16 protein-coding genes are annotated in these 21,336 nt (G+C 42.8%); 7 read left to right on the plus strand and 9 right to left on the minus strand.

Translation table 11 applies throughout. The features are described 5' to 3' along the window. The first annotated feature begins 441 nt into the window (after positions 1-441). Both H6G83_RS34980 and H6G83_RS15550 read left to right on the plus strand, forming a co-directional pair. Positions 442-687: a hypothetical protein gene (locus H6G83_RS34980; protein WP_206758993.1), complete on the plus strand. Its 246-nt coding sequence runs from the start codon at positions 442-444 to the stop codon at positions 685-687. Between the two features lie 31 nt (positions 688-718). Further along, positions 719-1,462 (plus strand): DUF561 domain-containing protein, encoded by a 744-nt coding sequence (locus H6G83_RS15550; RefSeq protein ID WP_190473826.1) that lies wholly within the window; start codon positions 719-721, stop codon positions 1,460-1,462. A gap of 92 nt (positions 1,463-1,554) precedes the next feature. Here H6G83_RS15550 and H6G83_RS15555 read toward each other — a convergent pair whose 3' ends face one another. Next, on the minus strand, positions 1,555-2,703 hold the full coding sequence (locus H6G83_RS15555) for a DegT/DnrJ/EryC1/StrS family aminotransferase (RefSeq protein WP_190473827.1): 1,149 nt from the start codon (positions 2,701-2,703) through the stop codon (positions 1,555-1,557). Positions 2,704-3,033: 330 nt separating this feature from the next. Here H6G83_RS15555 and H6G83_RS15560 point away from each other — a divergent pair, with 330 nt between their 5' ends. From H6G83_RS15560 to H6G83_RS15575, 4 genes are all read left to right on the plus strand, one after another. Beyond that, complete coding sequence (locus H6G83_RS15560; protein WP_190473828.1) at positions 3,034-3,816, plus strand: ABC transporter permease; 783 nt, start codon at positions 3,034-3,036, stop codon at positions 3,814-3,816. A gap of 228 nt (positions 3,817-4,044) precedes the next feature. Then, positions 4,045-5,886, plus strand: coding sequence for a tetratricopeptide repeat protein (locus tag H6G83_RS15565; protein ID WP_190473829.1), 1,842 nt, complete (start codon positions 4,045-4,047; stop codon positions 5,884-5,886). Between the two features lie 459 nt (positions 5,887-6,345). Next, entirely contained in the window at positions 6,346-7,677 is a 1,332-nt protein-coding gene (locus H6G83_RS15570; protein ID WP_190473830.1) for a hypothetical protein, read from the plus strand. Between the two features lie 114 nt (positions 7,678-7,791). Continuing rightward, a complete protein-coding gene (locus H6G83_RS15575) occupies positions 7,792-8,874 on the plus strand; it encodes a class I fructose-bisphosphate aldolase (RefSeq protein ID WP_190473831.1) in 1,083 nt (360 codons plus the stop codon). A 534-nt stretch (positions 8,875-9,408) separates the two neighbouring features. On the opposite strand, the gene H6G83_RS15580 is transcribed toward H6G83_RS15575, so the two are convergent. The 7 genes from H6G83_RS15580 to ahcY all read right to left on the minus strand — a co-directional run bounded on the left by H6G83_RS15580 (position 9,409) and on the right by ahcY (position 18,399). Beyond that, positions 9,409-9,840 (minus strand): FHA domain-containing protein, encoded by a 432-nt coding sequence (locus H6G83_RS15580; protein WP_190473833.1) that lies wholly within the window; start codon positions 9,838-9,840, stop codon positions 9,409-9,411. A 585-nt stretch (positions 9,841-10,425) separates the two neighbouring features. Further along, on the minus strand, positions 10,426-12,936 hold the full coding sequence (locus H6G83_RS15585) for a heavy metal translocating P-type ATPase (protein WP_190473835.1): 2,511 nt from the start codon (positions 12,934-12,936) through the stop codon (positions 10,426-10,428). A gap of 160 nt (positions 12,937-13,096) precedes the next feature. Further along, complete coding sequence (locus tag H6G83_RS15590) at positions 13,097-13,267, minus strand: hypothetical protein (RefSeq protein ID WP_190473837.1); 171 nt, start codon at positions 13,265-13,267, stop codon at positions 13,097-13,099. A 113-nt stretch (positions 13,268-13,380) separates the two neighbouring features. Next, entirely contained in the window at positions 13,381-13,656 is a 276-nt protein-coding gene (locus tag H6G83_RS15595; RefSeq protein WP_190473839.1) for a TM2 domain-containing protein, read from the minus strand. A gap of 1,303 nt (positions 13,657-14,959) precedes the next feature. Next, a complete protein-coding gene (locus H6G83_RS15600; protein ID WP_190473841.1) occupies positions 14,960-15,430 on the minus strand; it encodes a DUF4168 domain-containing protein in 471 nt (156 codons plus the stop codon). 100 nt (positions 15,431-15,530) lie between these two features. Next, positions 15,531-16,520: a DNA polymerase III subunit delta gene (gene holA, locus H6G83_RS15605; RefSeq protein ID WP_190473842.1), complete on the minus strand. Its 990-nt coding sequence runs from the start codon at positions 16,518-16,520 to the stop codon at positions 15,531-15,533. A gap of 601 nt (positions 16,521-17,121) precedes the next feature. Further along, positions 17,122-18,399, minus strand: coding sequence for an adenosylhomocysteinase (gene ahcY, locus H6G83_RS15610; RefSeq protein WP_190473844.1), 1,278 nt, complete (start codon positions 18,397-18,399; stop codon positions 17,122-17,124). Positions 18,400-18,808: 409 nt separating this feature from the next. Between ahcY and H6G83_RS15615 the strand changes: the two genes are divergently transcribed. After that, positions 18,809-20,422, plus strand: coding sequence for a mechanosensitive ion channel family protein (locus H6G83_RS15615; RefSeq protein WP_190473846.1), 1,614 nt, complete (start codon positions 18,809-18,811; stop codon positions 20,420-20,422). Positions 20,423-20,668: 246 nt separating this feature from the next. Here the strand turns inward: H6G83_RS15615 and H6G83_RS15620 are convergent, their stop codons facing one another. Next, positions 20,669-21,295 (minus strand): cysteine hydrolase family protein, encoded by a 627-nt coding sequence (locus tag H6G83_RS15620; RefSeq protein ID WP_242044606.1) that lies wholly within the window; start codon positions 21,293-21,295, stop codon positions 20,669-20,671. Positions 21,296-21,336: the final 41 nt, after the last annotated feature.

Below are 21,336 nucleotides of genomic sequence, written 5' to 3' on the forward strand. Positions count from 1 at the left end.
TAGGAAATGCTTAAGCCTAATCCTATACTTTTATGTACGGGTTTAGTTGTCAAGGAAAATTTATTAGTTTTGATTAACTATAAATATTAAACTAGCGTTTGTCATGGGAAGTATAAATACTGGCTCACGCAGAGACAGGGCGATCGCAGTTACGCCGACTGGCGATCGCGTCATCTCTCAACTTCAGAACTCACGCGCCAAGGTTGTCTGTTGAGACTGGGTATAACGGTGTCAGGGTTTTGAAGTCTGTTGTTTTTTAAATAATTTAGTGTTGTCATCATCTGAGGGGCGTTGACACTCCTCGCTCTAAAGAGACGTTCGCGTTAGCGTCCCGGAGGGAGGATTCTTGCTTCATCCGTCCTCTCTAGAAATCTGAATACTAGTATTCAAATTTCTCCGTTTGGATACGTCCACAAGCTCACACGGACTGCCCGACCGCGTTTGAAAAGGTTTTTAATTTCTGTGTTTACTCCCACATTTGTCAGCCACTGCGTTGGACGGGTTTCCCGGCATAAAGCAAGTGGCGGTACAAGATGCGCGGATTTATACTACCTGTCTTTCCGGATCAGGAGTAGTCCGCTTGACCTACTTCGTCTTTTATTTGTGCGCTTTACCGCTATTAGTTATACTACCACAAAAGCCGCCCTTCTAGGGCGGGGCTTTAAACCCAGTTTTTCGGTAAAATAAACCTAATTTTCGTAGCTTCAACAGAATAAATATGGCAATGCCTTCTACACTACAACGTGCATTCACCAACCACCGCGTACTGAAAGTAATTAGCGGTTTGAACAACTTTGACGCTGATAGCGTCGCAGCTATTGTCAAGGCTGCTGAACTTGGTGGTGCAACTTTTGTGGATATCGCCGCCGATGCTGATTTGGTTCAGCTAGTGAAAAAATTAATCTCTTTACCAGTTTGTGTCTCAGCAGTAGAACCAGAAAAATTTGTCTCATCAGTAGAAGCTGGTGCAGATTTGATTGAAATCGGTAACTTCGATTGTTTTTACGCTCAAGGACGCAGATTCGAGGCTGAGGAAGTGTTGGCGCTGACTCAGCAAACCCGCGCTCTTTTACCGGAAATTACCTTATCTGTAACTGTTCCTCACATCTTAAAATTAGATCAACAGGTGCAGCTAGCAGAAGAACTAGTCAAGGCTGGAGCCGATATCATCCAAACCGAAGGCGGTACTAGCAGCCAGCCTAACCACCCTGGAAGCTTGGGATTAATTGAAAAAGCTGCTCCCAGTTTGGCAGCAGCTTATGAAATTTCTCGTGCTGTATCAGTACCAGTATTGTGTGCTTCGGGTATTTCTAATGTTACTGCTCCATTGGCGATCGCAGCTGGTGCGGCTGGTGTTGGTGTCGGTTCTGCTATCAACCAACTCAACAGCGAAGTAGCTATGATTGCGGCTGTACGCGGTTTAGTGGAAGCGTTGGGAAGCGTTGAGCGTGTAATTGTCTAAAAGATGAGGGGAAAAGTTTAAAGGGGAAAGGGGAAAGGGAAGAATTTGAACCCTTTTCCCCTTCTCCTGTCTTCCCCCAGTCCCCAGTTCCTCTACAAAAGAATATCCTTCAACGCATAAATCACTTGATCTTGCTGTTGGGTTGTGAGTTCGGGGAACATGGGTAAGGATAAAACTTCATTGCAGGCTTGTTCGGCAACTGGTAGTTGTCCAGGCTTGTAACCGAGATATTGATAAACTGGTTGCAGATGTAGAGGGTAGGGATAGTAAATCATTGAGCCTACTTTCTTTTCTTGCAGGCTGTTACGTACTGTTTCTCGGTGTGCGGCGCTTGTACCGTTGCGTCCTTGGGTAATGACGCGAATGGTGTATTGATTCCAGACGCTAACGCCACCAGCTAATTCTTGCGGGGGAATGATACCGGGAATTTGACTGAGGAATTTTTGGTAATAGGCGGCGATCGCTTGTCTTTGCTGATTCCAAGTATCGAGATATCGAAGTTTAATCTGCAAAATTACTGCTTGAATCACATCTAAGCGGCTATTAACGCCTATTTCTTCATATTGATAACGTTGTTTCTGTCCATGTTCCTTGATGATCCGTACCTTAGCAGCAATGTCTGGATCGTTGGTAGTAATCGCTCCCCCATCACCGCAAGCACCTAAATTTTTGGTGGGATAGAAGCTAAAACAACCAATATGCCCAATACTACCGACTTTCTTGCCATCCCAACTCGCGCCTGTAGATTGAGCGCAGTCTTCAATTACTGCTAAATTGTGAGCTTGGGCGATCGCCATTAGCGTTGTCATATCCACAGGCTGTCCGAACAGATGCACGGGAATAATCGCTTTGGTTTTCGGTGTAATCGCCGCTTCTACTTGTTGTAAATTGAGGTTGAAGGTTGTCTCATCGATATCAACAAACACTGGCTTTGCACCGACAGCACTGATCACTTCAGCCGTAGCGACGAAGGTGAAGGGGGTGGTAATTACTTCATCGCCAGTACCGATTCCAAAAGCGCGTAACGCTAAAAATAGGGCATCTGTACCAGAATTACAAGCTACACAATCAGTAACGCCATGATAAGCAGCAAACTGTTGTTCAAAGCTTTCCACTGGCGGCCCGCCAATGTAACGCCCAGAAGCCAGCACTTCTAGAACGGCTGTACTCACTTCGGCTTCTATGGAAGCATATTGCTGCTTGATATCAAAGGCTGGGATCGAACTTAGGCTTTGGATCATGAGTTTTCATTTTCTCTGGAGATACACAGAATACATTTCAACTGTCAGTTTTGACTGGAGAAATTTTTCTTTAAAGAAACTTTAAAAAGCTGTTGCTCTAGATACGCATCCAACAAGGATTATTACTGAAATAATTCTATGGGTAAGACTTGGACTAGTGGTAAGTTATGAGTGCCTGTTCTGTAACTGACATAGGGGTGGTAATGGGTAATTGGTAATTGGTAATGGGTGATTGGCACAACAGCTATGGACTATTTACTGTGGACTGTGGACTATTGACTGTGGACTATTGACTATGGACTATGGACTATTGACTATGGACTATTGACTATGCAAGCTTTGATTAGGTTGGATTTGGTTGATTTGGGTATGGCGGTGGGATTGATGGCGATCGCTATTGGTTTTTCTGCTTGGGAAAGATTGGGGCTAGAGTTGAATTTAGCGATCGCTACTGGTAGAACCATCCTCCAGTTATTGGTTTTGGGGTATGTTTTAGACTTCATCTTGGCTTTGGACAATCCTTGGGCAGTTTTAGCAATTTTAGCGGTGATGCTGACGATTACGGCGATTGTCGCCCGAAATCGCATTAGTCAGAAAATTCCTTATGTATTGCCTTTGGTATGGGGGGCAATTTTCGTAAGTACAACCCTGACAGTACTTTACACAATCTTCTTAATCATTCAACCCGATAGATGGTATGAGCCGCGTTATGTAATTCCCCTAGCAGGGATGGTGTTGGGGAATGCGATGAATGCAGCTGCGATCGCAGGTGAACGTCTGGTAAGTTCCCTCAATACTTTTCCTATAGAAATAGAAACTCACTTAAGTTTAGGCGCAACCCCAGCACAAGCTGTCAGCCAGTACCGCAGAGAAGCGATCAGATCGGCGTTGCTTCCTACTCTCAATCAAATGATGCTTGTAGGGATGGTAGCTATCCCAGGAATTACAACGGGACAGTTACTTGCGGGAGTTAACGCCCTTGATGCTGTATCTTATGAGATTTTAATCATTTTCATGGTTGCTGTGGCTAATCTACTAACTACTGTTTTAATTACCAAAGGATTATGTAAGCAGTTTTTCAATTCCGCCGCGCATAGGGGTGTAGGGGTGTAAGGGTATAGGGGTGTAAGGGTGTGAGGGTGTGAGGGTGTGAGGGTGTGAAGAAATATTGATTTCTCCTAGACCCATACACCCCTAAACCCCTACACCCCTAAAATAAAAGGGTATGAAGAAAAATTGATTTCCCCTACACCCATACACCCCTAAAATAAAAGGGTATGAGGAAATATTGGTTTCCCCTAAACCCCTAAACCCCTATACCCCTACACCCCTAAAATTAAAGTGTCTGACTCATTGCCATTGCGCGATCGCTACCTCGCCCTCATCGATGAAATTATCCAGTTGACTCTCCAGGGGAAGATTAGTTCTGTGGAGATGGTCTACCAAATGCTGCAAAAAGGTATATTAGCTGGTACGGGGGAAGTGTTTGAGTTAGTTTTGAGCGATCGCTTCGACGCTATCCAAAAGCAGGTGGATGGTGAAAAAGATGAGTTGAAAAAAGCTAAGGCTAACCGGAGTTTACGCGCTATTAAGACGATACAAAGTCAATGGCAAAGATATTGGGAACAGAATAAAGCAATAGAAGCGATCGCTCAAGCAGCTCAAGAAATCACTACAGCTTCCACAAGTGAGCGATTAGGCACATTTTTACGCATTATTGACCCCAATCTCAAGAATCCGCTAAATTTGTCCCAACTCCAGCAATTAGCCAAATCATTAAATCAATTTGCTCAGTTTGCACCTGATGTTGAGCAAATATCACAAGGAATTACCCGTGGTTTAGCTAGTTGGCAGAGGTTACAAGACCATTTGATAAGCTGGATGTATGATCAAAATCAGGCGTTAGGGTTTGGTGGTGTACCTGGAGACACTGGGCCTTGGGCGACTTGGGCAAAAAAAGTTAATAGTGAAATACCCCAAGCTTTATTTCGCAGCTTGGCTGTAGAACAATCAGTTATACCATTTGTAGAACAGCATAGCAGCATTACTCTGGCTGATTGGGTGGAAATAGCGCTGATTTTTCAGTATTTGCAACGAGGGTTGGTTAGCTGGTTCGACCAACAAACATATAATATCCAAGCAGGGTCAAAACTGTCGATTTCTACTTATTTGACCTTTGCAGTGGTGTGGAGTCAGTTAGCAAGCGGTTTTCAAGGGTTCGCAGAATACAGCAATGGCTCATCACAAATTATGCTGCAAATTCTGCGTACTTTTGCCCAGCGTCCTTATTTTCCCCTCTATGGCGGGATTTTTGCATCTTTTTCCGGTAGCTATCTGCGGGATGCTTTGGATTATTTGGATGAACCGTTAAGCAGGGTTGAGGGAACGCAAGAAAAGGCGCGGATTTTGACGCTTTTAGGCTATTCTCAGCGTGCAATGGGACAATATCAGCGTTCGATTAGGTTCCATGAGCAAGCATTGGAAATTGCCAGGAATGCAGGCGATCGCGCTTGTGAAATTGCCAATCTCAATCATCTTAGCCGGACTTATGTGCAGGAGCAAGATTTTGCTGAGGCGATCAATTATAGCCAGCGAGCGTTAATGTTGAGTAGACAAGCAGGCGATCGCACTGGCGAAACTAACGCACTGGTAAATTTAGGTAACAGCGAAGTGATGCAGGCGCGAAAGCTGGAACAAGTCGAACCAGAAACCTATGAAATGGCGATTAATTATTTAGAACAAGGGTTAAGGTTATCGGAAAAATCAGGTGATATTCAAAGTAAGGCTTTATGTGTCAGTAGTTTAGGGATTGCATATTTAGTTATTAGTCAACCGCAAGATGCAATTAAATATCTGGAAGAGGGTTTTAAAACAGCACAAATTTCTGGAGATTTGTATCTCCAAGGGAGAAATTTAGCTTACCTCTCTGAAGCTTACTATCAATTACTAAACTTTGAAAAGTCTATTTACACTGGTTGTTTAGGAATGTACTTATTAGAACAAATCGCCTCTACTGAATGGCGACAACCAGCCAGACTATTGACTATTTTACAAGGTCAAATTGGGGTCGAATCTTTTCAAAATTTATTACAACAAAGTCGAGCTAGAGTCATGTCAATTATTGGTGTAGATGGATATGATTATATTCCGAAGTTGTTAATTCAATATCAAGAAGATATGTAATTCAACATAAGATGTTTGAGAATGTCAATAGATTTGGATAAAATTAACCGCCGATAAACGCCGTACCCGTTGGGAACCGAAGGAAGAAACGCCGATGGGGAAGATTGGATATTTTAGCTGAGGTTATAAATTAATGTTGCTTAAAATTTAGTTAAATTCTGTCTTTATTGAGAAAATTATCACTTTAGGAGTATGGAAATTTTATAGATATAGCATTTAACACATAGATGAGAACATAAATAAATCATCAAACCTTTATAACTAGAAGCTTTTACTCTGTACCCTATCACCTGTCCCCTGTCCCCTACTATAGAATTGTGATGGTATGTTAGTTGATGCTTAACCCCTGATTTTCATGTTATTGATGGCTGATTTATTTCTCATAAATCTAGCCAGTGCTAGATGCTGTCATCGTCTAAAAGGTCTTAATCTACAACTGTTGTACCAAGAGATACGCCTGTGGATGATATATTAGAGCGATCGCACAATCTCAAACAAGCCTTAGTAGACTTTGTGCTGGATGCAGAAGGGCCGCTAGCTGAAGCACTAGAAAGCTTTGCAGCAGAAAAATTACGTCGTGGTAGCGGCGATAGCACACAGCAAGACTTAACGGTTGATAGCTTTCTCAGTGAGGGGAGAGTTGGTGATAAGTCCCCAATAGATTTATTTATCGCTAGTCATCCAGATTTACAAGAGAGCGATCGCAATTTACTCAAAAGTTGGCATCGTAGCTTTATTGGTTTATTTGCGATTAAACAAATTTTACCAGATGGCTTACAATTATTGAACTGGTTAACGAATAAATCCTATTTAGTTAAGCCGAATAATCCTCAGACATTACAAGCAATTTCTCGCTTAAAAGTAGGGGAAATTGTGCTAACTCGCATTTCACCTATTACAGATAATTATTGGACATTTACTAGCCCGTTTACACTCATGGGTAAATTGGGTAAACCAAAACTAGCTGTAGCTATTGGTAATTTTAAGGAAACTTATAGAAATCATCTTTACAGTGATGCGCCAGAGTTACTAGAAGCAGCTTGGGATTCTGTATATCAATATCACCAGTATTTTGTAGACTTCTTTGGCAGTGATGAAATTACCTTACCTGGATATAAACTGAATAAAGAACTTGCAGCATTTCAAGAGCTAATTACCGAGAAACGTTTAACCGAATTAGGTCTTGATAAAATAAAAAATTTAGCTGAATTAACAGCAACAGGCGTGCAAGGTGTGGAAGAAGACATTCAAGCTGTTATTGAAGAGGCTGGGATAGATCCCCAGGTAGCTTCGCAGATATTGAATAATAAAAGCGGCAAAAACAAGATGGTAATGCCAAAAATAGATTTACCTGCGGAACTAAAAAAAGCCGAACAAGTAACAACTATTTCTCATCCCCGTTGGGGACAAACCTTTTTACCGACATATAGTAAATTCCAAGCTTTGTTATTAGCAAGAGATTGGCAAAGCGTTGAAGGTGCTGAAAAACTAGTTCGTCATTATTTGGAAGATAAAAGTATTAGTGCTTTTATTTGGTATCGTTTAGCAAAACAGTATCCAAATTCATTAGAGAAAGTTTTGCAAACAGTTTTACAACGTCCAAACTTGGAACTTAGCAGTGATTTGAATGCAGTTTTGCAAGAGTTTAATAAACCACTTGAGCCATATTTACCAGATAGTGCTAGTGTGCCAATACATCTACATGAATTATTTCAAGAAGCAGTAGCAGAAGTCCAAAAATCTCAGCCAAAGGGTAAAGGTCAAAAAAAGGTAGGTAAAGGGTTTAAATAGAATTAGTCTGTTGTCAGTTGTCATTAGTCCACAGTCCATAGTTTTTCTCCTCTACTTCCCCCACTCCCTCATCTCCCCCAGTCCCCAGTCACCAGTCCCCAAGAGGAAATTCTTATGTCTATCACACTTCTAGAGTCTAGTTCTATCGAGTCATTTTTAGGAAGTGAAGCAGAAGACTTGCTTACTTACAAAGCCAAAGTCTCTCAAGACTTGTTACATTTACCAGGGCCTGATTTTGTGGATCGAGTTTGGTTAAATAGCGATCGCCATCCTCAAGTCTTAAGAAATCTCCAGCTACTCTATTCTACAGGTCGCTTGGCATATACTGGATATCTTTCAATTCTGCCAGTAGACCAGGGTATTGAACATTCAGCCGGCGCATCTTTTGCACCAAACCCTATTTACTTTGACCCAGAAAATATCATCCGTTTAGCAATAGCAAGTGGTTGTAATGCTGTCGCTACAACTTTAGGAGTATTAGGTAGTATTTCGCGTAAATATGCCCATAAAATTCCCTTCATTGCTAAACTTAACCATAATGAATTGTTAACCTTCCCTAATCAATTTGACCAAGTTCTGTTTGCTGATGTGGAACAAGCTTGGAATTTAGGGGCTGTGGCTGTTGGCGCAACAATTTATTTTGGTTCAGAACAGTCCACCAGACAAATTCAAGAAATCAGCCGGGCTTTTAAACGCGCCCATGAATTAGGGCTGGTGACAATTCTTTGGTGTTATCTGCGGAACAACGCCTTTAAAAGCGACAAAGATTATCACCTTGCGGCTGACCTCACCGGACAAGCAAATCATTTGGGTGTAACAATTGAAGCCGATATTATTAAACAAAAATTGCCTGAAAATAACAATGGTTATGGTGCAGTAGCTAAAGCAACGGGTAAGAGTTACGGTAAAACCCATGAAAAAGTTTACACCGAATTAACATCTGACCACCCGATTGATTTGACTCGTTATCAAGTACTCAATTGCTACTGTGGACGTGCAGGTTTGATCAATTCTGGGGGTGCATCTGGTAAAAACGACTTTGCAGAAGCAGTCCGCACAGCAGTTATTAACAAACGGGCTGGTGGTACAGGATTAATTTCTGGGCGAAAAGCTTTCCAACGTCCTTTTGATGAAGGGGTGAAATTGTTTCACGCCATTCAGGATGTTTATTTATCGCCAGATGTGACAATAGCTTAAAACAGTGGACAGTGGACAGTTATCAGTGAACAGTTATCAGTGGACAGTGGACAGTTATCAGTGAACAGTGAACATCACTTATATCTTGCACCATTACCTTCCACTCGAAAATCTGAGCTTGAAACCCTTATTATTTCGTAGGGTGAGCAGTGCAGGGAGGCATCAGCTTATTGAGAAGGTGCAAGATTTGAGATCACCTGATAACTGATAACTGGTAACTGATAACTGGTAACTGATAACAGACCGCTATGAAGCTTCTCAGCCCTATTACGGTAATAAAGACCGCCGCAAGCAAAAAGCCAATATCCGCGTTTCCGATGATGATTTTACTGCTAACCGTAAGCAAATCAGAAGAAATAGAGGCGATTTTGAGTAGGTAAAAATTTCTTTAGTTTCATCAGCAGACGTGATAATTCATGTTGCTATTATTTTGATATCACGTCTGCTTGATTATTTATGAAGCTTTGTGTGTCAGTTGTTAGTTGCTTGTTGAGCTTGTTGAAAATACCATTTTTTATCGACGATTTTTAATGTTTATATTTCCTCAATATCCTCAGTCATGCCAGGATTTATGAGTGTAATGTCGTATTCACTAGCATCTGTTTGCCCTGAACGTTGAGTATTCTTTAGTAGATAATAAATGGCACGTACTTTCGGGCCAAAAACTATTTCGTCCTCGTTCTTTAAGTCGTGGGCGGGGATTTTGCGGCCATTAATCATCAAACCATTAGAACTTGGTTTGCCTTTACCGTCACCATCTACAATTCGGTAATAATAACTATTATCATTGCCTTTTGGTAGTCGCACTAGAGTAGCATGACGGCGAGAGACAAATTGAGATACTAAACGAATATTAGCCTCTTTATCTCTACCAATAGAGTATAAAGGTTTATCTAGAGAAAATTCTTTACGACCTTGATCGTCTTCAAGAATTAGTAGATGATTTTCCTGAGTTTCTGCTGTCATTGATCAATCTTTGCCACAATCAGTTGAAGTTGGATTCATCCAGGTTAGTTAAGTATTTTTTCCTGCCATGATCACACATTGCAATCTGTGGTATTTCCAGATGAGAAAGAGTAGAACAGTCTTGCTCTACCCTATTCTCCAATTACTGCGACTTGATGAGGAGTTTTAAGAGAATTTGCGAGATAGTTATGGCAGGGGACAGGGGACAGGGGACAGGTGATAGAGTTAAAAGCCTTTTGCTGTCTCAGTTTTTTCATTTACTGATGTCCTAACTGTCTTGGCTATTGCCATAACATCCAACTATCGTTTTAGTTTAACCTGAGACAGGGACAACTAACAGTTAGTAGATTTATGGACAAATATCCTAAATAGCTACTTTACCCGGAGTAATCCGAAAAGGGCAAACTGCTTTTGCCCGCTATCCCTAAGCTAAAAGCCGCAGGGACTACCTTTCTAATAACATTCAAACTGGCACATCTTTTCTGGTAGCTATTTTACTACAATTGGGTATATGTGAACCTAAAACCATTGAGTATTTACAACCTCAAGTAGAAGGTGATAGTCAACAGTCAACCATTAACAATTTTACTCACCTTTAGCTAGCCGACGTAATAACAAAGAGTTAGTGACTACACTGACTGAACTAAATGCCATTAACGCAGCAGCACCAGAAGGACTGAGGACGAAACCAAAGTTGGGAAGTAGAACACCTGCTGCTAGGGGGATGCCGATGGTATTATATGCGAAAGCCCAAAATAAATTCTGACGGATTTTGTTGAAGGTGGCACGACTTAGTTCAATGGATTCTACAACGTCGCTAATGCGATCGCGCATCAAAACAATCTGTGCAGTTTCCATCGCCACATCTGTACCTGATTGTACAGCAATACCCACATCTGCTTGCGATAAAGCCGGGGCATCGTTGATTCCATCCCCAACCATTGCTACTTTAGCCGCAGATTGTGTTTGTAGTTCTTGAATAAATGCTGCTTTTTTGGCTGGAGGTACACCAGCTACTACATCAGCGCTATCAATGCCTAATTGTTGCGCGATCGCATTAGCAGTTTCTGGGCGATCGCCACTTAGTAACATTACCCTCAAACCCATCTGACGCAATTTGTCAACCGTAGCTTGAGCATCTGTTCTGGTAGTATCTTGCACCGCAATCAATCCAGCTAAAGTTCCCCCAACGGCTACACCTACCACGGTTTTACCCTCTGTGGCTAACTTTTGTGCTTCTTGTTGGGCTGCTTCACTCAAACTAACCCCATACCAACTTAACCAATTCCAATTACCTAACAGCACAGTTTCACCGTCCACTACACCAGACACACCCATTCCTGGTTCAGTGTGGAAGTCCACAGCTGCGGGAATTGATAACTGTTGCTTTTGTGCAGCTTGCTTAATGGCATTGGCTAAGGGATGGTGTGTACCGCTTTCTACTGCGGCGGCGAGTTGGAGGAGGGACTGGGGAGTGGGGGGAGATGAGGGAGATGAGGGAGATGGGGAAGAATTTATTAACTCCTGCCTCCTGCCTTCTGCCTCCTGCCTCCTGCCTTCTGCCTGCTGCCTCCTGCCTTCTGCCTGCTGGCTTGTGCCTTCCAACAGCAGACAATCGGTAACGATGGCATTACCTGTAGTGAGAGTGCCGGTTTTGTCGAAAACTATGGTGTCTAGCTGATGTACTCTTTCTAAAACATCGCCGCCTTTAATTAATAAACCGCGTTCTGCACCTATACCAGTACCTACAAGAATGGCTGTGGGTGTGGCTAGTCCTAAAGCGCAGGGACAGGCAACGACCATGACGGCGATCGCTAGTTTTAAACTAACTAACAGGGGGGAGTGGGGATTGGGCAATGGGGAGTGGTGGGTAGCGTGGCTCATCATTGGCATACCACCACCGGACATGACGACATCTGGCCAGATGTGGCTGCCGAAGAAGTACCAGAAGATGAAGGTTAATAAAGATGCGGTTAATATGGCGTAGGTAAAGTAACCGGCGGCTGTGTCGGCTAATTTTTGGATTGGGGCTTTACGGGTTTGGGCTGCTTCTACCAAGGCGACGATGTGGGCGAGGGTGGTATCATTGCCTGTACGGGTGGCAATGATTGCGATCGCCCCTGATTGGTTGATTGTCCCTGCCGCTACCTTGTCTGGTGGTTGCTTAATTACCGGCACAGCTTCCCCGGTCAACATCGACTCATCCACCGTTGTCTGTCCAAAACTCACCTCGCCATCAACGGGAATTTTATCTCCAGGCAGAACTTGCAACCATTCCCCCACCTTTACCTGATCAGCCGGGATTTCTACAGTATTTGCTCCCAGTCCCATCTTCTCTGGATTTGGGTTAGCAATTAATCTTGCTACTTGTGGTTGCAAAGCTAGCAGTTGCCTAAATGCTGCCGCCGCCTTACCTCTAGCTTGTTGTTCTAATGTCCTACCCAACAGGATAAAGCCCAGCATCATCACTGGTTCGTCAAAGAAGCACTCCCAACCCATTTGCGGAAATAGCAGCGCTACGACACTGGTTGTATAAGCTGTGATTGTTCCCAATCCCACCAAGGTATTCATATTCGGCGCATTACGTCGCCACCCCAGCCAGCCATCAACCAGAATCGGACGACCAGGAATTAGTATTGCTACCGTTGCTAGTCCAAAGTGGAACCAGATGTTATTTAATAAGGGAATTGAGCCGCCAAGATTGCCTAAATGCCCGATTCCTGAAAAGACGAGCAGCACCCCAGCAATCATTAACTGCCGGAATGCCTTGAGCATTTGTTGGCGCTGCTTTTGTGCTGAATCTTCTATTGTGGCTTCACCTGCCTGATCTCTGGGCTTGCGGGGTTGAGTCGGGAATCCGGCGGCTGTTAGTCGCTGTGCTAGCATATCTGGGTCTACCGCGCCGACTTCCGACTCTACCACCGCTACCTCTGTAGCCAGATTCACGCAGGCACTTTTCACCCCTGATTGTTGGGTAAGCTGTCGCTCTACTGCATTTACACACCCAGCACACTTCATCCCTCCAACATCCAGAATAATTTTTTCGAGTTGGGGGGTTGGTTCTGGGTCAAGCTGAGTTTTTGGCACAAGTTGCATGGCAAGTGTTGAGATCCGCTACGAAAATTATACGTTTGATGACAAACCTATCTATTTCGAGCGTAGGCGAAATTTGGAAATATGACTGATTGTCAATAGCTTTAATTTTATTAAGATTGGGGACAGTTGACAGGTTATTTTCACTGTCCACTTTCCACTGTTAGCTGCGGCTCCAGCGTGCAGCAGTTACGTAGGCGATCGCCGCTATCTGTACTGGTATAAAAGCAATCAGGCTTTTCCAAAAATAGTGAGTTTCTAAGTTAGACATAGCACTGAAGTAACCAATACCCACCAATAAGCACATGAACCATATCAGGTGTTTACGTTTCATAGGGATTAGGGATTGGGGACTGGGAAGAAGAGGGGAAAGGGTGAAAGGGGAAGGGGAAAGGATTTTTTGCCTTTGCCCTTCCTATGGACTAATGACTAATGACTAATGACCCCTTAAAACCAACTCTGCTTATTTACTATATAGGTATTCACAAATTCTTCAGGGGTTTTGTTGAGATATATCATACCTTCAACTAATCCTACTAGTTGCATAATTAACAAAGTAATACCGTAGGAAAAAGTCCCACCCACGACAGCGATTACTAACATGATAAACCCTTCGATGGCATAACCTAAAATGAACTTATGAATACCAAAACCGCCAAGAATAATACCGCAATAACCAGCTAATAGCTGTTTGTTGGTTTGAGTTGGATTAAGATTTGCCATAGTTAGTTCACTCCTGAAAAATGTGTATAAAATTACAGTTTTTATTTTATTGATTTACTACAATATGCTTCGCTAGTAAATAGTAAAATTCTTGGTAGCTCACTAGGCAAAAGTCAGCTACAACAAATATATGTGATATCCTATTGATAGGAAATATCACTTGATACTATTGTCTTATTACATAGCTACATATAGTTGTAATTATATAAATCCCAACACAAGTATTACAGCTTCTGGGAAATAATTAATCTTTCAAGAGAATTAATCCTAATTATTGATGAAAGTGTTTGTAATATACCACTTTCTACAGGTACATCAGTGATATCTCCGGAATTTTTGTTGAAGATTACAAGTATAAGAGTGATATTGTACAGCTATATGCTTTATTTAGTATATTAGAGTATTTTTATTTCAGGGTAGGGTGCGTCAGATGTGGAAAATCCTTGAATCTGTACGAAATTATTGGGGCTAACGCACCCTACTGGCGTGGCAAGGCTAAAATAGTGCATTAGAAAACATCAAAAATCTTGGTTTCTATCAATACCTCAAAAATCTATTGCATCATTTTAGTCGTGTCAGTCCACTACAGTTAGTTTGATTATGACACTTGCGTCAGTCCTAAGTAAATTAAAGGATTTTTATTTCAACTAAAAGTTTTTATGTATAGCAATTATTAAAGAAATTAGAATATAAATTATAGCAGGGGACAGGTAACAGGTAACAGGTAACAGTCTTTAAAGCCTGTTCTTATAAGCATTTTATGCTTAGTCGGTGTCCTAACCTATCAGGGGATTGCTATAACCAAACAATTAAATATAGCGGATTGCAATAGGATAGAATACAGATTCATCTGCGTCCATCTGCGTACCCTTCGGGAAGGCTGCGCCAACATCTGCGTTCAATCATTTTTTCTGTACCTTACTGACTTGAGTACCGCTATATACTAAGCGACTTTCCAGCCCGTCACCTATCACACCATTATCGCTTCTATGCAGTCGTAAGGCAACGACTAGAACGCTCACGAATGCTGAACGCTCGGAGGAAACTTTTCTCCAAGTACTTTTTCCTTTGCTACGCAACGCTAATGCGTAGCTTACTGCGGCGGCGGAGTACGCAATGCTTTACGAACGATAACCCTTTTACTACGGTTCCCTATGGGTAAGGCGAACAGCAGTCCGCTAAGGCGCAAAACCCCTCTGGTACTCTTCTGTACGGAAAGCTACAACGTAGCTGACTTACCTGACTTGCAGCCACTATAACTATTCAGCCAAGTTAGTTATGTGAAATAAAAGGGATATTTCAACTATTGTGAGTTGGTGTTTTTTTGTATACGGATTAATGTGTTGTAAACTTGTTGTTTTAAGTTGCTGTTATTTTGGATTTCCGTAGTCATTCTATTAAATTTATCAATAGTCAAACCGTAATCGCCAACAATTCTTTGAGAATGATTACAGTAGTTTACAGCAATATTTCTGGCCTTACTTGGCAAACTATTCATACTGCTTGGTTCGCTACAAACAATCTGAGGAACGTCTCCACCGCCGATGATTTTTTTAATTTGCCCGAATGCTTCTTGGCGTGCTGGCTCCATTGCTAATACAGCCTGAGCATAGCTAGTAATCTCTGTACTATTAAAAGATTGATTCTGAGCGTTAGCTTTTAAGCTTCCAGTACTTACAAGCAAACTAGCACTGGTAGAAATGCCAAATAACAAAGTTTTAGCCAGTAACTTTTGCATACTAGTTGGGAAAAAAGTATGAGGAATAATCTTCATAAGGTATGACACAGACAGACAGTAAAGTTATATTAATGACTTTGAATTATTTTGGCTGTGAGAAGTTCCAATGAGTCGGAGCAATTCACAAAAGATTTTTTTAGATACGTCGGCATACTTGACAAAGTTCGATGATTTTATTTTGTAATATGGCTATTTCTGGACGGCTTTGCTTGAGTGTAACCTCTAGCTCTAATAACAATGGTAAACAAGAAATTAGTTGCGCTACAGAAAGCGATTGAACCTCTTGCTGGAGAAAATAGATACGTTTAGGATTACCAATTTCCGCAGCTTGTGCGATCGCCTGCGGATTGCGTTCACCACTTTCTACCATCAGTTTCACCCATAACCAAGTGCGAAATTGTCCAATTAAGGTGGCTACTATCCGCAATTCTGGTTCGGCTGCATTGATGAGATCAGCCAAGATAGTTAAAGCTTTAGCTGTATCACCAACCCGAATAGCTGCGGCTAGTTGTAGACTATTTTGCGTTGTATTTCTGACTAAGCGAATAACAGTATCTTCTTGGATAGGGCGATCGCTGTCTTCGGCATAGAGGCGTAATTTCTCTATTTCATTGTAAAGCAAGCGTGTATCATTACCTACAGCTTCTGCTACAAGTTCTGCCGCTTTCGGTGTCAATTTAACCCCCACAGTTTGAGCTGCTTGATTCACAGCTTGGATAAGTAACTCTGTTTTCCAAGGAGGAATTAGGGGAAATTCTCGAAACTCAGTGGCGAATTGCTTGAATAATTTTGTTGATTTGAGGCGCTCATCTGGTTTATTGCGGCTGGTAAGCAATAAACAGGAGTTTTCGGGAATTACGGACAAAGTACGCGAAAGTTCCGCCATGACGTTTTCTGGGCAATTTTGTAACAGGTTAGTATTCATCAGCCAAACTAACCGCCCCCCAGCGCCAAAAGTTGGAGTCATGACTTGGTTTAACGCTTGGATAGCTGCGTCGCTGTCTTCTGGGGAGAAAGTTGTGTAGTTGAAACTCATCCACAGGGGATCAAGGACGCGATCGCGCAATGTTGTCACTGCTTTAGCGATCGCAAAGTCATCTTCACCCCAGTAAACATAAATTGGCATTTATCAGTTATCAGTTATCAGTTATCAGTTGTCATCTTTTTATCGGCGTTCATCGGCGTTCATCGGCGGTTTTTTATTTAAATCTAATGCACTACTTTAGTCTTGCCGCGCCACTACAGTTAGTAGCGTGACCGGGCTAAAATGTTGCAATAGATTTGGGAAAAATTGAACGCAGATGAACGCAGATGAACGCAGATGATAGATTGGTATTGCACAAAATTAGTCCAGTCGCGCTATTAGTATAAATCTTTAACCGAACTTAATATAAGTAGGACTTACGCATAAAAACGAAAAATCAAGGGTTTGGGCAAGGGTGTAGGGGTATAGCGCAAAGTCTGAGCGGTTCGCGTAGCGTCTCGTAGAGAGGCTTCCTCCGTTGGCGCAGCCCGCCGTTCGCGGTAGCGTCTCTGAAAGAGAAGGCATCAGAACTTTGTAAGAGAGGGGTATAGGGGTGTAAATCTTTAAAACCCTTACACCCTTACACCCTTACCCCCCTACACCCTGTCTCAACAGATAACCTTGGTGCGTAAGTCCTGATAAGTAAGAAATAAAAAAGGGATAAGCAAAATGCCTATCCCTAAAAAATCAACTAATTAATCTATCAAGTTCCACTTGTCCAAGAATTGATGTACTCAATTTGGTCTGGTGTGAGGCTGTCGATGTAAATACCCAAGGCTTGCAACTTCAAGCGGGCGATTTCTTGGTCTACTTCAGTGGGAACTGAATGTAAACCGGGTTCTAAATTACCTTTGTTCTTGACTAGGTATTCTACAGCTAAGGCTTGGTTAGCAAAGCTCATGTCCATGACGGCGCTTGGGTGTCCTTCCGCCGCAGCTAGGTTAATCAAGCGTCCTTCACCCAGAACGATGACTGATTTACCACTGTTGAGGCGATATTCTTCAGTAAAGGGGCGTACTTGCTTGATTTGTTTGGCTTGACTTGCTAAGTATTTTAGGTCAAGTTCAATATCAAAGTGACCGGAGTTACAAACGATCGCACCGTCTTTCATTGCGTCAAAATGTTCACCACGGATGACGTGCTTGTTACCAGTCACGGTAATGAACAAGTCGCCTTGGGTTGCAGCTTCAGCCATTGGCAATACGCGGAAGCCATCCATTACTGCTTCAATAGCTTTGATGGGGTCGATTTCGGTGACGATGACGTTAGCACCAAGTCCACGGGCGCGGAGGGCTGTACCTTTACCACACCAGCCGTAACCAACTACAACTACAGTCTTACCAGCTAGTAAGATATTTGTAGCGCGGATAATCCCGTCTAAGGTGGATTGACCTGTACCGTAGCGGTTATCAAAGAAGTGCTTGGTGTCAGCGTCATTAACGTTGACTGCGGGGAAGGTGAGAACGCCATCTTTAAACATGGCTTTGAGGCGGACGATACCTGTGGTGGTTTCTTCGGTAGTCCCAATCAAGTCAGCAATCTGGTGTTGACGTTCTTTCACCAGGGTTGCTACCACATCGCTACCATCGTCGATGATGATGTTGGGGCGATGGTCTAAAGCGATTTGCACGTGACGGTTATAGGTTTCCGCATCTTCGCCTTTTTGGGCGAATACGGGAATTTCATGGTCTAAGACGAGGCTGGCTGCTACGTCGTCTTGTGTGGACAAGGGGTTACTCGCAATTAACAGCGCGTCTGCACCACCAGCTTTTAAGGCGATCGCCAAATGTGCTGTTTCTGTGGTGATGTGGGCGCAAGCTACAAGGCGCAGCCCAACAAACGGTTTCTCTTGGGCAAAGCGATCGCGGATTTGCCGTAATACTGGCATTTCCCTTCCAGCCCATTCAATACGCTGTCTTCCCAAGGGAGCGAGGGCGAGGTCTTTAACCTCGTGCTTTAATCGGGGAGAAGTTGCGGTCATTAAATATACCTCTAAAAAGTCAAACGAGTTACGTAATCGCTTACGCACCCTACTAAATTATTCCATGACTAGCAAATTTTGGGTGTAATTCCCCAAAACCTAGTCAATAATCTTCTGGATTAGCTTGGCTTTTCCCAGACACAATGTCAACACCAGACTCAGCTTTTCCCTTTTGTGTTGATTTCTGGTAAAAGTATTAGGAATCTTTTCTCTAATTCTTAGAGTGATTATATGAGCTTATTTGTCCTCTATCTGAAGGTGTAAATATCAGCAAAATTCCCAAATTTCCAGCCAAAAACGCAACTTTAGATAGGTACAATTACCACTGTGAATTATGGAGGATAGCAAAGGAAAAGCTGAATATAACTGTCATAATTTTAAATTTTGAATTGATTAAGGAGGTGTGGTAGTGCGATTTAACTTTTTGGCGATCGCTCTTTCAATGGCGATAACCATTGTCTCAATGCCAAAAGCGACAGCCCAAATTCAATTTTTGCAACAACTACCAGTACCAAACAGTAGCAGTAATGAGTCGGAGAGTCGAGTTGTCTCTGACTGGGTTTATTTAGATGGTCGCCGCTTATTTCAAATAGCCGCAACTAGAAAAAATCTTCCCGAACGGAAGGAAAACATTGAGCAGAATTTGCAAGAAATTTCTCGCAATTATCTACGCTCATCGGCGGCGGAAGCTGATGTACAAGTCCGCATACTCAATGGATTGCCAGTAATTTATGTCAATAATCGCTACTTAATGACTATCACCTCTCTCGATGCTACCCAAGGAGAGGGTGACGCTTTTGCATTAGCCGAAAGCATAAAAGAGTCCTTAAAGCAAGACCTACAACGAGCAAAACAAGAACGACAAACTCAATATTTCATCGACCAAGCCAAAATTGCTGGTGCGATCGCCCTCGCCATGTTGCTCGCCAGTTGGGGCGTAGCACGTTGGCAACGCCGTGCTTTACATGATTCTCTACAATCCAACTCTACCCCATCAGCCACCAAAGAAATTACAGATCAGCTAAATCAACAGCAGCACCGACATCTGCGAGAAGTCAAAAGACGGTTGTTTCAATTCTCGCAACTAGGAATTTGGGGAGGGGGAAATTTCCTGATTTTGGGTCTATTTCCCTATACACGCAGCTTGCAAGTAATTATTCTCACAGCCGCCCAAATCCCTTTACGATTGGCTGTAGTAGGAGTGGGAACTTATGTGACAATTCGTTTAACCTATGCGCTGATTGACCGTTTTACTAGCACTCTCATCAGCAGTGGCGCTTTATTCACAACTCCTGAAGCCTCGGAACGCCTGCAATTGCGAGTCTCTACACTTTCTGGGGTGACTAAAAGTATTGCCACTATCGTCTGTGTAGGAGTTGGTATTTTGCTGGCTCTGGTATCCTTGGGTATAGATATCGTTCCTTTACTCGCTGGTGCAAGTTTAGTTGGTGTGGCTGTCTCCCTAGCCTCGCAGAACTTAATTAAAGATGCAATCAACGGCTTTCTGATTATTTTAGAAGACCAGTACGCCTTGGGTGATGTGATTAATGTAGGTAATTTCGGCGGTTTAGTAGAAAATCTCAATCTGCGGATGACTCAGATACGTGACGCAGAAGGCAGGTTAATTACAATTCCCAACAGTGAAATTAAAATCGTAGCTAATCTTTCCAGCCGTTGGTCACGCGCCGATTTATCGATTCCTGTAGACTATCAAGCCGATATTAACCAAGTTTTGCAGCTAATTGGCGATGTAGCCTTAAAAATGGATCAAGACCCCCTCTGGCAAAAGCAGATTATCGAAACACCACAAGTATTGGGCGTTGATAATTTTGGCGATCGCGGTTTAATTATCCGCGTCTGGATTAAAACCCAACCCCTCAAGCAATGGGATGTAGCCAGAGAATACCGCCGTCGCCTGAAAATCGCCTTCGACCAAGCCGGTATTTTTATTCCTGTACCCCAACAAGCCATCTGGGTAAACGATAGCCCTGCACTACACCCGCAGGAGAATGGGAAGGGATGAGGGAGTGGGGAGATGGGGGAGTGAGGGGAGTGGGGGGAGATGAGGAAATTGTTAATTTTGAACTGATTTCCCTCTATCTTGCACCAGTGGCTTATTGCTAAAAGTACAAGCCAAAAAGCCTATTATTTCGTAGGGTGGGCATTGCCCACCACCTGCTTATTGACAAGGCACAAGATATCAGCAGAAGAAGAAATTATTACTCTCCAGTCAACTGACAACTGTCAACTGTCAACTGTCAACTGTCCCCTATCCCAGATTTTCAACCCATTGCGAACTGCTAACTATCTTGCTAATGAAACCATCTTGAGCAACTAAAATTGCTCTATGCAGTTCTTCATCAGTAGCTGCACCGCCATTGTTTTGGAAGGCGAGAGTTCCGGTTGCGTCGGAGAGAAATTCTACAGAAAAACCTAGATGAGCAGCTTGTCTAGCTGTGGTGTCACAGCACATTTGTGTCATATATCCACTGATGACGACGGTATCAATACCCTTGTCTCTCAACCAAGCTTCTAATTCAGTCCCGGTAAAGCTTCCTGGTAAGCTTTTCTCAATCAGCAAATTATAGGGGAACTGGGCAACATCTGGATGGAGTTCCCATTCTGGAGTCCCTTTTTTGAATATGGGTGTATCTTCCTGTGGTTGGGTGTGTCGCACTACAATCACGGGAATATTTTTCTCATGGGCAGTATTCATTACTCGCAAAATTTTGTCTAGGCTACCTGATGGATAGCTGACTGGCAATTTACCCGTGAAATATTCGTTCTGAACATCGATAACTAGCAAGGCTCGATTCATTTGATGAGTCTCCCTGGACACATCGAACAGTTTAACTTTGATTTCTTTCCAAGAGAACTTGACTCGGAAACTTGCCATTTATAGTACAATTGTACTATAATATATGTAGCGTCCAGAAA

Source organism: Anabaena azotica FACHB-119 (assembly GCF_014697625.1).
Lineage (GTDB): Bacteria > Cyanobacteriota > Cyanobacteriia > Cyanobacteriales > Nostocaceae > Trichormus > Trichormus azoticus_A.